Source organism: Robiginitalea sediminis (genome assembly GCF_002198115.1).
GTDB classification, from domain to species: Bacteria; Bacteroidota; Bacteroidia; order Flavobacteriales; family Flavobacteriaceae; genus Robiginitalea; species Robiginitalea sediminis.
In genome coordinates, this window is record NZ_NGNR01000001.1 from 549,629 (window position 1) to 565,654 (window position 16,026).

Here is a 16,026-nt window from a genome sequence, read left to right on the forward strand (position 1 = left end):
TTCAGGTTAGCGTATCACGGTTATAGTCCCTTGTTTAAGGACCTTCCCGCCACTTCTTATTTTATAGTAAAACACCATATTCTGAGCTGGGAAGCTCGAGGCGGAAGCGGGCCAGTTATTCTGATAATTGGCTTCGTTAAAAACTTCCTCCCCTTTGTCGTTGTAAATGGTAACCAGCACATCTGCCTTCCCGGAATAGGTGTTCGGGATAATCCACTGGTCGTTGATGCCATCGCCGTTTACAGAAATCACGTTGGGCACACGGAAGGTGTCCAGGTAGCTTACGGTAATGGCGCGGGCCACTTCGCACCCGCCTATGGTGGCGATCAGCAGGTACTGCCCTTCTTCTGTAAAGGAGAAGGAAGAGGCCGTACTGAGTTGGGTATTGTTACTGTCATACCAGCGGTAGGTCTCTCCCCCGGAGGCATTTACGGTCCGGGAAGTTCCCTCGGGGATCCGGATATCGTTGCCCTGGTCCAGGGTAATCAGGTCCTCGTCCAGGCTGGAGAGGGTTACCTCATTGGAAGGCACCGGGCAGCCATTACGCTGGATCACTAACTGGTAAACCCCCGGAGTGCTGACATCAATACTGGCAGTAGCCCGGTTGAGGTTCACCCCGTCGCGGTACCAATCGTAGGTGAGTCCACTGAGGTCTGTTCCCGTGCTGAGGGTTACAGGTTCAGCCGGCCCGCACACTGTGGTGTCGGTGCTGTTTATCGCCAGGGTTTCATCCACCCGCAGGCGAACGCCTAGGGTATTAGAGTTTGCGTTGTACGTCGAGATGCTGGCCTCCACATGGTAGTCTCCGTTTTCGGCTATATCCGCGAGGCTGATGGAGGAGGCTGTTGCCCCGCCCACCGGATTACCGTCAAGGAACCACTGAAAGCTCATCCCCGCCATAAGGTCGGAAGTCACATCGGTGGCGTTTCCGGTGCCGTCTATGGCCCGGATTCCGGTTACTTCCAGGACCACACTCGTATTGGAGCAGTCTGAATAGGAACCGTTGTAGGCAATATCCATTTCCAGGGATGCCGGGGCCACTACCGAAACGGGTTCGGAATCTACAGAAGTAGAGGCGCAGGCCCCGCCGGTCAGGGAGACTCTCGCAAAATAGGTGCCGGTTTCGCTGTCGCTAACCGTTAAAGTACTGTTGGTGGCACCACTTACCGGAGTACCATTGCGGAACCATTGGTAGGTTACACCAGAAGCTGCAGTACTGACGCTAAGTACGGCGGTCCTTCCCGGCAATACTACTACAGAAGCGGGGTTGTCCCGGTTAACCGTAAAGTTTCCGGCGTTGGTAATGGCTACGGGGGCAGATTGCTCCACACAGGCTCCCGGGCCAAAGATTTCCACCTGGTAATCGCCTTCGAAGCCGGCCGTTGAGGCATCCACCACAAAATCGGAATCGTCCACAGTAGGGGTCGTTACCGGACTGCCGTCCTTAAACCAGGTGTAGGTCAGGCCCTGTCCTGAAATATTGGCTTCCAGAACCAGGGTTTCGCCAGCACATAGGGCGGTCTTGGCCGGGGGGTTGATGGCAATCCCCAGGCTTACCCCTGTAGTGACGTCTATAAGGTTGGAAAGGGTGTTTCCGGAGCCGGAACAGGCACCGTAATCGATTTCAGCATTGTACATCCCGCCTTGGGTCACCGAGATAGACGGGCCTTTATCGGCCAGCAGGGTGCCGGAACGGTACCAATTATACTGATAGGTATTCGCATTAGGAAGGTTGTAGACTTCCAGGGTGATGGAGTTTCCATCGCACACCTCGGCGGTGCCATCCCCGAAATCGGCCTGTCCTTGAGGACGGATGGTAATACCGCTGTTTACGTCCAGGTAGTACATGGGGTAGGCAGCGGAAGCCGGGCTGGTCTGTGCCGGGCTGGTACTCCGCACGCGGAGCCGGTATCCCTCTCCCCGGGTGTTGGAAGGCAGGGTAAATTGGAAATAAAAGTCGAAGTTGGTGTTTTTGGAGCCATCCCGGGCCAGTTCCACGGGGCTGCCAAAATTCCCTGAGGCATCTGAGAGCTCCAGGATGAATTCGTTGTCTGCATTGACCAGGGGCGGGCTCCAGGTGAAATTCACCCAATAGTCGTTGAAGCTGCCGGAAGCACAGGCAGCAGACCAGGGAGTAGATCCCGCGGGGGGTGTCTGGTTGGGGGCTGCCTCGGGGGCATTCAATACCTGAGCGGATCCGGAGTGGATCCACAACAGTCCGCACAGTAGGGCTGTGGCAAGGCGTAATTTTTGGTCCATGTCGGGTACTTTTTTAAGCGTTAACATCTGTTGTTTGCCCTACTTGGATTTGGACCTCCCGGAATGACATCCCCCGGAAACCCGGGAAAATTTGCCGCTCATTCGCTTTGGAAGTCCGCGTCCATATCAAAACAAATATGCCCTGAAGCCCGGCCATATTGAATTTATTGTTGTCGCGCCGATTAAATATGTTGTGAAATGCCTCCTTTTGTATGGATGAAATACCTCATTGTCCGGATAAACGGCATTTTGACTACCTTTACGGCCATAATTTTGAAGGATGAAAGAAGCTTCCAGATCGCTGAATTTCATAGAACACATCATTGAGGATGACCTGAAAACAGGCTACGGAAAGGACCAGCTCCGGTTCCGTTTTCCGCCTGAACCCAATGGGTATCTCCATGTAGGTCATGCCAGCTCAATTTGCCTGAATTTTGGGCTCGGGTTGCGGTATAATGCGCCCGTTAATCTGCGCTTCGACGATACCAACCCCACCAAGGAGGAGCAGGAGTATGTGGATGCTATTAAGCGAGACGTTTCGTGGCTGGGCTTCGAGTGGGACCAGGAGTGCTATGCCTCCGATTATTTCCAGCAACTGCACGACTGGGCGGTAACTCTCATCGAAAACGGGAAGGCCTATGTGGACAGCCAGGGCTCCGAAGCCATGGCCCAGCAGAAGGGCACCCCTACCGAGCCCGGCACCAATAGTCCTTTTAGAGACCGATCGGTATCTGAGAATCTCGAACTTTTTGAGAAGATGAAGAACGGGGAATTCCCCGAAGGCGCTCATGTTTTGCGGGCCAAGATCGACATGGCCCACCCCAATATGCTCATGCGCGACCCGGTCATGTACCGCATCCTGCACAAGGCGCACCACCGCACAGGTACCGATTGGTGTATTTATCCGATGTACGATTGGACCCATGGGGAGAGCGATTATATCGAGCAAATTTCCCACTCCCTGTGTACCCTGGAGTTCCTGCCCCACCGGGAATTGTACGATTGGTTCCTGGACCAGGTCGTAAGTGCGGATACCTTAAGGCCGAAGCAGCGGGAATTTGCCCGCAGGAACCTGAGCCATACCGTAGTGAGCAAACGCAAGCTGCTACAGCTGGTAAATGAAGGACACGTAAACGGGTGGGACGACCCCCGGATGCCCACCATTTCGGGGCTTCGACGCCGGGGTTGTACCCCTGAGGCCATCCGGAATTTCGCAGATACCATCGGGATTGCCAAAAGGGAAAATGTAGTGGACGTCTCGGTGTTGGATTTTCATATGCGGGAGCACCTCAACAAGGTGGCCCCCCGGGTTATGGCGGTCCTGGACCCCGTAAAGCTGGTCATAACCAATTACCCGGAAGGGAAGGAAGAATGGCTGGAAGCGGAAAACAACCCGGAAGACCCCGAGGCCGGCTCGCGCACTATTCCGTTTTCCCGGGAGCTGTACATAGAACGGGAAGACTTCAGGGAGGAGGCTAACCGGAAGTTTTTCCGGTTGAAGCTAGGAGGCGAAGTTCGCCTGAAGAATGCCTACATCATAAAGGCCGAAAGCGTGGTCAAGGACGAGAAGGGCGAAATTCAGGAAATCCACTGCACGTACGACGATTTGAGCCGCAGTGGCAGCGGGACGGAGGAAAGCCAGCGCAAGGTTAAGGGGACCCTTCATTGGGTCTCGGCCGACCACGCCTTCCAGGCGGAGGTGCGTGTCTATGACAGGCTCTTTACCGACGCCACCCCGGACCAGCATAAGGACAAAGGCTTCCTGGACTTTATCAACCCGGATTCCCTCCAGGTCATCAGCGCATGGATGGAACCCGGCCTGAAGGAGGCCCAACCCGGAGACCGGTTCCAGTTCCAGCGGATGGGGTATTTCTGTGTGGACCCGGACAGCACCCCCGGCAACCTGGTCTTTAACCGAACAGTAACCCTCCGGGATACCTGGGCGAAGATCGAACAAAAGGAGGAATAGAAGATTTCTATCAGAATCAATATACCAATCGATATATTGCATTAAAATGCATTGAAAATAGGCCTGTTTAAGGCCTTTTTTCGTTTTTGGAGGGGTACTGCAGGGCACAAGCACTTTTCGTTCCTTCAAGGCGCTCCCATGCAGAAACAGGTGAAATTTCCCACAAGGGCAGTTTTCCCATCCAGCTTCCCCAGGAAAGGGCAATAAAAAACCCCCGGAAATGTCCGGGGGTTCGGTTTTGAGAAGGGCGTGTTTACTCTTCCTTGTTTTTATTCTGCCGCTTCATAGCTTCCCCAATCTGGTTGCTCGCCGTAAAGGAAGCCACCATATTGTTGAGCATGTCGCTCCCCGCCTGGGGCGAGTTGGGAAGCAGGATCAGGTTGGTATTGGTTTCCTCCCCAATGGCCTGCAGGGTGTCGTAGTGCTGGGTTACGACAATTAGCGCCGAGGCTTCCTGGGAATTGATCCCCACCTTGTTGAGGACTTCCACGGACTCTTCCAGGCCCCGGGCAATTTCCCGGCGCTGGTCGGCAATACCCTGCCCTTGCAGGCGTTTGCTTTCCGCTTCGGCCTTTGCCTTTTCCACAATCAGGATACGGGCGGCGTCCCCCTCAAACTGGGCGGCGATCTTCTCCCGCTCCGAGGCGTTAATCCGGTTCATGGCTGCCTTCACCTGGGCATCCGGGTCGATATCGGTTACCAGGGTCTTAATAATGTCATAACCATAATCCAGCATGGCATCCTGTAATTCGGTTTTTACGGCAATGGCGATGTCGTCCTTCTTCACAAAGACGTCGTCCAGTTTCATTTTCGGGACTTCGGCCCGGACCACATCGAAAACGTAGGAGGTGATCTGCTCGTGCGGGTATTCCAGTTTGTAGAAGGCCTCGTAAACCTTGTCCTTAATGACCACATACTGGACGGAAACCTTCAGCTTCACGAACACGTCGTCCAGAGTTTTGGTTTCCACAATTACATCGAGCTGCTGGATTTTCAGGCTGAGTTTCCCGGAAATCCGGTCTACCAGCGGGATTTTCATTTGCAAACCGGAGTTGCGGATGCTCTGGAAGCGACCGAATCGCTCCACGACGGCAGCGGTTTGCTGTTTAACCACAAAAAAAGAGCTCAGCAGGATAACGAACCCGATCATTAAGATCGGGATCCAGAAAAACGGGGTTCCCATAGGTGTAGTGTTTAAAGTTGAAATGAAGATACGAAAGCTACCCTATTGGTCGGGAAATCCGGCAAAATGTTACAACAATACCCTTATGGAAGAGTTGCGATGGCGTGGGAGATTCGGTTCAGGGTTTCCTCCTTTCCGATAAAGGCCATGATATCGAACAGGTGCGGCCCCTGCAGGGCGCCAACCAGGACCAGGCGCAACGGGGGCATGACCTGCCCAAAGGACAGTCCGCTTTCCGCTATCCAGGCCTTTACCCCGGCTTCGGTAGCCGCGCTGGAAAAGTCCTCCATTGCGGACAGCAGGGCGCCGAGTGCCTCCAGGCGGGCAGGGGTTTCCTCCTTCCACTGTTTGCGCACGGCTTTTTCCTCATAGGATTCCGGGGCGCGGAACAGGAAGAGGGCCAGGTCGCAGGCTTCGCTTAAAAAGGAAGCCCGTTCCCGGATCATGCCCAGGGCTTGCTCCAACACATGGTCCGGATAGGCATCGGTGTTTCCGAGTCGCGCTTCAAGCTCCTTGCGGAAAGGGGTTACCAGGTCCTTGAGTTCTTTTTGTTGCAGGTAATGGTGGTTGAACCACTTGTTTTTATCCGGGTCGAAACGCGCCCCGGATTTCTGGACCCGCTCCAGGTCGAAGGCTTCAATAAGCTCCGCTTTGCTGAATAGTTCCTGCTCGGTTCCCGGGTTCCACCCCAGCATGGCCAGGAAATTCAGGACGGCTTCGGGCAAAAAGCCCGCTTCCCGGTATCCGGTACTTTCGTTCCAGGAAAGCGGAAAAACGGGAAAGCCGAGTTTTTCCCCGTCCCGCTTGCTGAGTTTTCCCTTGCCCGTGGGCTTCAGGATTAGCGGCAGGTGGGCGAATTGCGGGGGCTCCCAGCCGAAGGCTTTATAGAGTTCCACGTGGAGGGCCAGGGAGGGGAGCCATTCCTCCCCCCGGATCACATGGCTGATTTGCATTAGGTGGTCGTCTACAATATTGGCCAGGTGGTAGGTGGGCATCCCGTCGCTTTTGAACAGGATTTTATCGTCCAGCAGGTTGGCATCTATGCGGATCTGGCCGCGGATAAGGTCATGCAGGACCAGCACCTCGTCTACAGGCCATTTAAACCGGACAACATAGGCCTCCCCGGCATCGATGCGCCGTTGGACCTCCTCCGGCTCCAGGGTTAGGCTGTTAACGAGTTTTTCCCGGTTATGCCAGTTGTAGATAAAGGTCTTTCCCCGGGCTTCGTGGTCTGTCCTGTGAGCGTCCAGGGCCTCGGGCGTGTCGAATGCGTAATACGCCCAGCCCTTCTGAACCAATTCGGCGGCGTATTGCTGGTAGATTTCTTTGCGTTCGCTTTGGCGGTATGGACCGAAAGGGCCTTCCTTCCCGTGGCCTTCGTCAAAGGGGATGCCCAACCATTCCAGGGCTTCCACAATATAGTCCTCTGCCCCGGGCACAAACCGGTTCTGGTCGGTATCCTCGATCCGGAGGACGAAAGTGCCCCCATGTTTTTTGGCAAAAAGGTAGTTGAACAGGGCTGTTCGGACCCCTCCTATGTGCAGGGGGCCTGTTGGGCTGGGCGCAAACCGGACGCGAACGTTGTTTTCCATAGCATTGAGATGCAGGGCAAAGATAGCCTACTTGGCTGAAGTGGCAAGCTTACTCGTTGGGGCGCATGGGCTCCGGCACCCTTTTGTTCATAATGCGGAACCACAGGGGCGGAACCAATGCCAGGACCATGGAGGTGGGGTAGCCGAAGGGCATTTCGGGGGAGGTGTCGTGGTAGTCCAACAACTGGTATTTCTTGCTGGATTTATAGTGGTGGTCGGAATGTCGTGTTAGTTCATAAAGGACGATCCGCCCCATGATGTGGTTGCTGTTCCAGGAATGCACCTCCCGCACCCGTTCATAACGTCCGGAAGCAGTTTTCAGGCGCAACAGGCCGTAGTGCTCGATATAATTCACGGTTTCCAGAAGGAGGACTCCCGTAAGGCCGGCAGCAAGGGCAAAGAGGACCCCGCCAGGCCCAAAAGCAAGATACAGGCCCAACAGGTAGGCAGCCTGCCCCAAATGTCCCCACAGCATGTCGTTGTACAGGGAAAGGAAGGGCTTCCCCTCCCGCTCCAGGGCTTTTTGCTGCAAAATCCAGGCATTGCGGTATTGCCCGGGAAGGGTCTGGGCCCAAAACCCGTAAAGGCTCTGGTTGTATTTTGCCGTGGCCGGGTCTTCCGGGGTCGCGGCATGCACGTGGTGGCCCAGGTTGTGTTCGATATAAAAATGGGAATAAAAGCTGGGGAGCAACAGGAGCTTCCCCAGAAGGCGCTCTCTTCGGGATTTCCGGTGTCCCAGTTCATGGCCCACATTAATCCCGTTAACACCCAGCACAATACCTGCGCTAAGGGCACACCCCACCCACTCTACCCAGGTAACGGGCGCGCGGGTAATGGCCAGCAAGCCATAGGCCATTACCCCGTAAACAATGGGGACATTCAGGTACAACATCCAGTCAAACACCGGGTTAACCGCGGCTTTATGCTTTTTGGCACCCTCAATGTTGGCCTGGTTTTCAGGCAAAAGGACCTCCAGGAGGGGGATGCAGACAAAAGCGTAAACAGGGGTAAGGAAACTCCACGCCCCGCCAAGGGTAAGCGCCAAAAGGGCAGTTGCCGGAATGGAATAGGCGGCAAGGTACTTCAGGTCAGACATATGGCTTTTAACAGGAATTTCACCCGGGGTTTATTCCCGAGTCAGTATCTTGGTAGAAAAGATACGGCAATTTGGACCGATTCGAACACATCCGCATTAAGCTGGAGCAGTTCCTTACGAGGTTTTACCTGCGCCAGGTACTCAAGGGCTTCTTTCTCTTCCTGTTTTTCGGCGGGGTGTTGCTCTTGGGTGTGGCGGGCCTGGAGTACCTGCTTTGGTCGGGCACGGGTTTGCGTATGCTGCTTTTCTGGGGGCTTGTACTGCTGGAGGCGTATTTACTTATCCGATACATCGCCCTCCCGGCGCTTCGGCTATTGCGCTTGAGGAAGGGGCTTTCCCATAAGGAGGCTTCGAGGCTTATCGGAACGCATTTCCCCGAGGTGGGAGACCGGTTATTGAACCTGCTGGAGCTCTCTGAAAGCCCGGAGAAGTCGGAATTGCTGCTGGCCAGTATTGCGCAGCGGTCTAACGCCCTTAAAGATATTCCCTTTGTACAGGCAGCCCCACTGGCCGGAGCCCTGCGTTATGCCCGGTATGTGGCTGTCCCCCTTGGCATGCTCCTGCTTCTTTGGGTCAGTGGCGCTGGACTGGACTGGTGGCAGTCTTACAGGCGGGTGGTAGACTATAAAACGGCCTATGAACCCCCGGCTCCATTCAGCTTCCGGCTGCTTAATGCCGAGGTTCTTCGGTCTTTGGAGAATGAAACGGTTACCCTGAGGGTCACTACAGAGGGGCCTGTACAGCCGGAAGGGATAGAGGTCCTGATAGATGGCTCTCCCGTACTGATGGAAGATCGATTAACCGAATTTACCTACACCCTGCGCCCACCGCTGAAGGATATGTCCCTGCAGTTCCGTTGGGGGGATGTCGCTTCCCGGGTGTATGAGCTCCGCGCCATTCGCGTTCCCGTAGTGGATCGGTTCGAAATGCTGCTGGAATATCCTGCCTATTTGCAAAGGGGCCCGGAGACCGTAAAAGGAACCGGTAATGCCGTAGTGCCGGAAGGCACCCGGATCCAATGGCGCCTTACTGCGGTGCATACCGATACGCTGAGGTACACGGACCAGAGAGACACCCTGAATATTGGGGGTGAAGATGGCGAGTTTACATTTACCAGGAGGGCATCACGGCCCTTGGCTTATACCCTTACCACAAGTAACGAGGACGTACGGGATTATGACCGTTTGCAATATAGGGTGGATGTTATTCGGGACGAATATCCGGAAATCCAGGCAGGGATACTGCGGGACACCCTGGAACCAAACATCGCGTATTTCACGGGCACGGTATCGGACGATTATGGGATTTCCCGAGTAGAGGTATGGGCGTACCCAACGGAAGATCCCGAAGCCGTGCAGAAACTTCAAATACCGGGCATTGGAGGTTTATTTGGGGAATTCCAATACACCTTCCCTTCAGGCTTAAACTTAGAGGAAGGTAAAACCTACCAGATACAGTTTGCGGCTACAGACAATGACGGTTTGCGGGGCGGTAAAACGCGCAATAGCCGGGTCTTTACCCTGGAAGTGCTTACGGAGGAGGCGCTCAAAGAGGAAAAATTAAAGGCCCGTAAATCCGTAATCGATAAGCTCGGGGGGGAATTGGAGAAGCAGCGGGAGCTGGACCGGGAGTTGGAGGAACTCCAAAATTCCGGGATGGAAAAGAAGGAGCTGAATTACAATGACCAACAAGAGCTCAGGCAGAACCTGGACCGGCAATTGCAACAGGAGCAGCAGATGGAGAAATTCAGCCGGGAACTCAATGAAAGCCTCAAGGAGGAGAAGGAAAATGACCCGTTCAGGGACCTGTTGGAGGAACGGCTGGAGCGACAGGAGCTGGAAGCGCGGAAGAACGCAGCCTTGATGGAGGAATTGCAGAAGGTGCTGGATAAGCTCGACCGTGAGGCCTTGCAGGAGCGCATCGAAGAGATGGGAAGGAAGCAGGAAAGCAACAGGCGGAGTATGGAGCAGATCCTGGAACTGACCAAACGGTATTACGTTACGGAGAAATCGAAGGAACTTGCCCGTAAACTGGATGAACTGTCTAAGGACCAGGATACCTTGGGACAGATAAATAATTCAGACGGAGACCAGGAAATTCTGGAACAACAGGACTTAAAGGAGCGAATGCAAAAAATGCAGAATGAGCTTCAGGAGTTGCAGGAAGCAAATGGCAAACTACGAAAGCCAATGCCCTGGAAACGGGATACAAAAAAGGAGAATGATATCCTGGATTTACAGGAAGGGGCACTCCAGGAGATAAAGAAGGGTACGCCTAGTGAAGAGAATGGGATGTCATCAGAAGGTTCCACTAACAGGAAGCAACGAAATGCTGCCAGGAAAATGAGCGAGCTGTCCAGGGAGCTTGGGGAAAGTGCTTCTGGCGGCGGCGGCATGAGTGGAGATACCGCTGAAGACGCGGAGATGCTGCGACAAATCCTGGACAACCTTGTAGTGTTTTCGTTCCAGCAGGAAATGCTATTCAATGCCATTCAACAAAGGGGTGAAGGCACCCTGGCCCTTTCTGGTGACATCCGCAAGCAAAAGGAGTTGGAGGCTTTGTTCAGACATGTAGACGACAGCTTGTTTGCCTTGTCCTTGAGAAAGCCGGAAATAGGAGAGGTGGTCAATGAAAAGATCACGGATGCCTATTACAATATAGAGAAGGGCCTTGAAAGCCTGAGTGAAAACCAGTGGTATCGCGGGGCGTCCTATGCCCAATATGTAGTAACGGCATCCAATGACCTTTCGGCTTTGCTAGCCGATATCTTAGAGAACATGCAGCAATCCATGCAACCTGGCAAAGGGGACGGACAGGGTTCCGATTCCCAACTTCAGGACATCATTATGAGCCAGGAACAATTAAAGAAGCAGATGCAGGGGAATTCCGGCAAACAAGGACAAAGTGGGCAAGAAGGAGGAAAAGAAGGAAAATCCGGCGAGGAAGGACAAAAGGGACAATCCGGCCAGAATGGGCAGGAAGGAGAGGAAGGTGGCCAGGGCAATCAAGGCGAAGGCGGTAGTGAAGGACAAAAGGAGGGAGAAGGAGAAGGGTCCTCCGGTGGAGGTAACGGCGACGGAAAAGGAAATAATGGGGCCTCAGGACAAGAAATGGATTTCGGAGAAATTTTTGAAATCTACAAACAACAGCAGAAGATTCGAAACCAATTGGAACGTGAGTTACAGGACATGATCAATGCTTCCGATAAGGAATTGGCACGACAGATTGCCCGTGAAATGGAAAGGTTTGAGGAGGAACTCTTGCGTACCGGTATTACGGAAAGAACCGCAGACCGACTCAATAGGATACAACAACAGCTGATGCGGCTGGAAAATGCGGCTCTAAAGCAAGGGGAAAAGGAGGAAAGGGAAAGCCAGTCCAATGAAACACGATTTGTTAACCCGTTGTTTTCTATCCCTAAAGGAGAAGGGGATTATCGGGAGGAGTTAGAAGATTTGAACAAACAAGTGTTACCTTTGCGCCGCCTTTACCGAAACAAGACCAAGGCGTATTTTAAGGAAAATGATAGCCTTCCACAGCGAGATTGATTTTGAATTACCCGAAGCAGATAAATATACCGAATGGATTATTCGTGTATGTGAGGGAGAGGGAGTATCCCCTGGGGATATCAATTATGTTTTTTTGGATGATGAAGCCTTGCGGGAGATTAATGTGCAGTTTTTAGGCCATGATTATTATACGGACATCATAACTTTTGAGTTAGGGGAGACCGATGAGGTCAGTGCCGACATTTATATTTCCATTGAACGGGTAAGGGATAATGCTGGGGAATATGGGGTCGCTTTCGAAGATGAACTTAGACGTGTGATGGTCCATGGATTGCTGCATTGCCTGGGGTGGAAGGACAAGGAGCCCGAGGATCAACAGGATATGCGCGATAAGGAATCCATGGCAATGGAAATGTTCCACGTGAAACATTGAGATGTTTTTAGAAGAGTATGATGTTATTGTTGTAGGAGGCGGTCATGCGGGTTGTGAAGCGGCTGCCGCTGCGGCTAATATGGGTTCGAAAACCCTTTTGGTCACCATGAACCTGCAGACTATAGGGCAAATGTCCTGTAACCCGGCTATGGGGGGAATTGCCAAGGGTCAGATTGTGCGTGAAATTGACGCCCTGGGGGGCTATAGCGGCATAGTAACCGACCGGTCTGCTATACAATTCAAGATGTTAAATAAGTCCAAAGGGCCAGCTATGTGGAGCCCAAGGGCACAGAATGATCGTCTTCGGTTTGCAGAGGAGTGGCGGCTGATGTTGGAGGCTACCCCGAATCTTGATTTTTATCAGGAGATGGTAACTGAGATCCTTATCCATAATAATCAGGCTGTAGGGGTTCGTACGGCGCTGGGATTGGAGATTAAGGCGCGCGCTGTAGTATTGACCAACGGCACCTTCCTCAATGGATTAATCCATATTGGCGATAAAAACTTTGGAGGAGGCCGTGCTGGAGAAAAAGCTTCAACAGGGATTACAGAGCAGTTGTCTGCCATTGGTTTCGATGCGGGTAGGATGAAGACCGGAACGCCTCCCAGGGTAGATGGGCGGAGTTTAGATTATTCCCAAATGATTCCTCAGCCGGGGGACGATAACCCTGGCAGATTCTCATATCTCGATACCCCGGCGCTGGAGAAACAGCGGGATTGTTTTATGACGTATACGAGTCCGGAAGTTCACGACCTGCTACGGGAAGGATTCGATAGGTCGCCCATGTTTAATGGCAGTATAAAAAGTATCGGCCCTAGATACTGTCCTTCTATAGAAGATAAGATTAACCGGTTTAAGGATAAAGACCGGCATCAGATATTTGTAGAGCCTGAAGGGTGGAATACGGTAGAGGTTTATGTGAATGGCTTTAGCACCTCCCTTCCGGAGGATGTCCAGTTCATAGCGCTTCGTTCTGTTGCGGGTTTTGAGAATGTAAAGTTTTTCAGGCCTGGCTATGCCATTGAGTATGACTATTTCCCTCCGACACAATTGCAACATACCCTGGAGACCAAATTGGTGGATAACCTATACTTTGCCGGGCAGATTAATGGCACCACGGGATATGAAGAAGCGGCTTCTCAGGGATTGATGGCGGGGATAAATGCCCACCTGAAACTGCGGGAATCCGAGCCCTTTGTCTTGCGCAGGGATGAAGCGTATATAGGCGTCCTTATTGATGACTTAATTACCAAAGGCACTGAGGAGCCTTACCGCATGTTCACTTCAAGGGCAGAGTACAGAACGTTATTGAGGCAGGACAATGCGGACATTCGTTTAACCGAAAAGGGGTATCGTTTAGGCCTAGCCTCCGGAGAGCGTCTGTCCAAGGTAGAACGAAAAGTAAGGGAAAGCGAAGCCTTGGTATCTTTTTTCCGAAGTACCAGTTTTGATCCCGCTGAAGTCAACCCTATTCTGGAGGAGGTGGGCTCCAACACGGTTTCTCAGGCGGATAAGCTTTTTAAGGTTTTTTCCAGGCCAAGTATAGGGATGCACGAGATGAATCGTTTATCGGTAGTTAAGGAATATCTTCAGGAGCACAAACTAGGGAATGAGGTGTTGGAGCAAGCCGAGATTGAGGTAAAGTATGCGGGATATATAGAAAAGGAAAAGGCCAATGCCGATAAGCTGCAACGACTGGAAAACGTCCGCATTCCTGAAGGATTCGATTATACGCAGGTTAAGTCGCTTTCCTTCGAAGCGCGCGAGAAGTTAGGCAAGATCCAGCCCGCAACTATTTCCCAGGCGTCCCGGATTAGTGGGATCTCCCCCAGTGATATTAGTGTTCTTTTAGTATACCTGGGCCGCTAGGTTCCACGTGGAACATTCCGGGAGGTTTCGGAAAACAATTGGCAAAACAATCCAGTATAAACCATGTCAGATTCCATAAAGGTCCTGGTTGCCACTCAAGATTTTATGGTAACCCAGGAGGCATTCAACATTGTGGAAAGTGAGCGGGAAGGAGTATTGGCAACCCGGCCCGTCCCGAATGAGCTGGACACCTACTACCAATCCGACGCCTATATCTCCCATACGGATGGCGGCAATGGAATTATGGACCGGATCTACAGATGGGCCAAGCAGTATAACCTCAAAAGCAAGTTAAGAGGGATACACGCCTTGGGTGCGCGGAAAGGAGCACTCTTAGACATAGGTGCGGGCACGGGTGCGTTTATGGAAGCTTCGAAACGTTCTGGCTGGAAGGTATGGGGAGTAGAACCCAACGCTGCTGCCCGTAAACGTTGCAAGGAGAAGGGGCTTAATGTAACGTCCGCTGTTTCCCAGTTGCCCGACCAGCAATTTGACTGCATCACCCTCTGGCATGTACTGGAACATGTACAGGACCTGGACGGACAACTCGGCTGGTTGGAGTCCCACTTAACGGATTCCGGACTGGCGGTAATAGCCGTACCCAATTACCGCTCACTGGACGCCAGGATTTATGGCTCGTTCTGGGCGGCATATGACACCCCCAGACACCTTTGGCATTTTTCGCCCGAAGGTATCCGACGCACTCTGGAGCCCTTTGGGCTGGTACAGGTGAGCATGCGTCCGCTCTGGTTAGATGCCTTTTATGTGTCCTGGCTATCGGAACGTTACAAGGGAAGTCGGTTGGCGGCAGTCAAGGGTTTTGCAATTGGACTCCTTTCCAATTTGGCGGCAGTCTTTACCCGCCAACCCTCATCGGTTACATACTATTTTCGCAAACGGGAAGCATAGGCCGCAATGGCGCCTATAAAGACCCGAAGAAGGACGTTTAATTCTTTTCGGGACCAGTAGGCCTTCCGCCTCAAAGGCGCCCGCAGAAGGGCTTAAATGGCGTCAATATATATAGAAAAAACATATCGGAATCTTTAATTGCAATAGGAAGGCTCTATTGCGAAATATGTTGGTCTAAAGAAAATTAGAGCGAACCAAATTGCTTTTCTAACTTTGCCACCATTAATTGATAGAAACCATGAAAAAACTAGTGATTCTCGCGGGGGCCATCCTTCTGGCGAGCTGTGAGCAGAACAAGATCGCTCACGTAGACTACGCCACCCTGATGGATGGGTACCAACGCAAGAAGGATCTTGAATCCGGCTACCAGATAAAGGCGGAAAACTACGCGCGGAAGCGGGATAGTATTTCCCAGGTTTTCCAAATGGAAGCCCAGGAGATGCAGAACCGGGCGCGCAGCATGTCCCAGCAAAGCGCCCAGGAGGAGATGAATGCCCTCCAACAGCGTGCCCAAATGGTGGGCCAGCAACTCCAGCAGGAGGAGCAGCAGATGCAGCGCATGGGCCAGCTTAAAAGCGACAGCCTTATTACCCATGTAAAGGAGACGGTTGCGAAGTTCGGGGAGGAGAAAGGGTACACCTACATCCTGGCTGCCGGAGATGGGAGTAGCGTGCTCTTTGGCGAAGACAGCAAAGATATTACCGAGGAGGTTCTGAAAATGCTCAACGACGAATACAAAAAGCAGTAACCCCTTATTTTTGGTTTAGTCTAAACCCGGCCGCATGGCCGGGTTTTTTTATGCCGCTATCAGCACCAGTAGTATAACCGTGGGGATCAGGTAGACCACAATGGTCCGCGCCCCTTCGTAATCCTTGGCCACCCGCTGGCCCAGTAGCAGGAACAGAAGGCTGGTGGCAGCCCCAAGGGCACCCAAAAATGCAAAGGTGTAGGCTCCGGACAACAGGATCTCAATGATGCCCGCCAGAGCCAAAACTCCCGAGGCCAGTTCCATTATGGTAATGACCGCCAGCAGGAAGGGGACAATGCCTCCAAAGGCGGTTTTTGCAAAATGACCGGTTAGCCAGCTGAGGTTTCCTTTCCAATCCAACACCTTATCAATCCCGCTTTGCAGGAAGGTGATTACCACAAAGGCGAGCAGAATCAGGATGGGGCTTTGGGATATCAATGCGTCCATATGAGGTCAGG

The 16,026-nt window shown here is 52.7% G+C and carries 11 protein-coding genes; 6 read left to right on the plus strand and 5 right to left on the minus strand.

Features of this window, described 5'->3' with window-relative positions; translation table 11 throughout:
- Positions 1-6 precede the first annotated feature (6 nt).
- Complete coding sequence (locus CA832_RS02445) at positions 7-2,259, minus strand: T9SS type B sorting domain-containing protein (protein WP_198944431.1); 2,253 nt, start codon at positions 2,257-2,259, stop codon at positions 7-9.
- A gap of 280 nt (positions 2,260-2,539) precedes the next feature.
- Here CA832_RS02445 and CA832_RS02450 point away from each other — a divergent pair, with 280 nt between their 5' ends.
- Positions 2,540-4,228 (plus strand): glutamine--tRNA ligase/YqeY domain fusion protein, encoded by a 1,689-nt coding sequence (locus tag CA832_RS02450; protein ID WP_088339966.1) that lies wholly within the window; start codon positions 2,540-2,542, stop codon positions 4,226-4,228.
- Between the two features lie 253 nt (positions 4,229-4,481).
- Here the strand turns inward: CA832_RS02450 and CA832_RS02455 are convergent, their stop codons facing one another.
- From CA832_RS02455 to CA832_RS02465, 3 genes are all read right to left on the minus strand, one after another.
- A complete protein-coding gene (locus CA832_RS02455) occupies positions 4,482-5,411 on the minus strand; it encodes an SPFH domain-containing protein (RefSeq protein WP_088339967.1) in 930 nt (309 codons plus the stop codon).
- Positions 5,412-5,494: 83 nt separating this feature from the next.
- Entirely contained in the window at positions 5,495-7,003 is a 1,509-nt protein-coding gene (gene gltX / locus CA832_RS02460; RefSeq protein ID WP_088339968.1) for a glutamate--tRNA ligase, read from the minus strand.
- 49 nt (positions 7,004-7,052) lie between these two features.
- Positions 7,053-8,099: an alkane 1-monooxygenase gene (locus tag CA832_RS02465; RefSeq protein ID WP_088339969.1), complete on the minus strand. Its 1,047-nt coding sequence runs from the start codon at positions 8,097-8,099 to the stop codon at positions 7,053-7,055.
- A gap of 71 nt (positions 8,100-8,170) precedes the next feature.
- Between CA832_RS02465 and CA832_RS02470 the strand changes: the two genes are divergently transcribed.
- The 5 genes from CA832_RS02470 (at position 8,171) to CA832_RS02490 (ending at position 15,568) form a co-directional block, all read left to right on the plus strand.
- Positions 8,171-11,647 (plus strand): hypothetical protein, encoded by a 3,477-nt coding sequence (locus tag CA832_RS02470; protein WP_088339970.1) that lies wholly within the window; start codon positions 8,171-8,173, stop codon positions 11,645-11,647.
- Positions 11,622-12,041, plus strand: a complete 420-nt coding sequence (ybeY, locus tag CA832_RS02475) for an rRNA maturation RNase YbeY (RefSeq protein WP_088339971.1) — start codon at positions 11,622-11,624, stop codon at positions 12,039-12,041. Before CA832_RS02470 ends, ybeY begins: the two co-directional genes overlap by 26 nt.
- A gap of 1 nt (position 12,042) precedes the next feature.
- A complete protein-coding gene (gene mnmG, locus CA832_RS02480; protein ID WP_088339972.1) occupies positions 12,043-13,911 on the plus strand; it encodes a tRNA uridine-5-carboxymethylaminomethyl(34) synthesis enzyme MnmG in 1,869 nt (622 codons plus the stop codon).
- Positions 13,912-13,974: 63 nt separating this feature from the next.
- Positions 13,975-14,820, plus strand: coding sequence for a class I SAM-dependent methyltransferase (locus CA832_RS02485; protein ID WP_088339973.1), 846 nt, complete (start codon positions 13,975-13,977; stop codon positions 14,818-14,820).
- Positions 14,821-15,058: 238 nt separating this feature from the next.
- Positions 15,059-15,568, plus strand: a complete 510-nt coding sequence (locus tag CA832_RS02490) for an OmpH family outer membrane protein (RefSeq protein ID WP_088339974.1) — start codon at positions 15,059-15,061, stop codon at positions 15,566-15,568.
- A 48-nt stretch (positions 15,569-15,616) separates the two neighbouring features.
- Here CA832_RS02490 and CA832_RS02495 read toward each other — a convergent pair whose 3' ends face one another.
- Positions 15,617-16,015 (minus strand): DoxX family protein, encoded by a 399-nt coding sequence (locus CA832_RS02495; RefSeq protein ID WP_088339975.1) that lies wholly within the window; start codon positions 16,013-16,015, stop codon positions 15,617-15,619.
- Between the last annotated feature and the right edge of the window lie 11 nt (positions 16,016-16,026).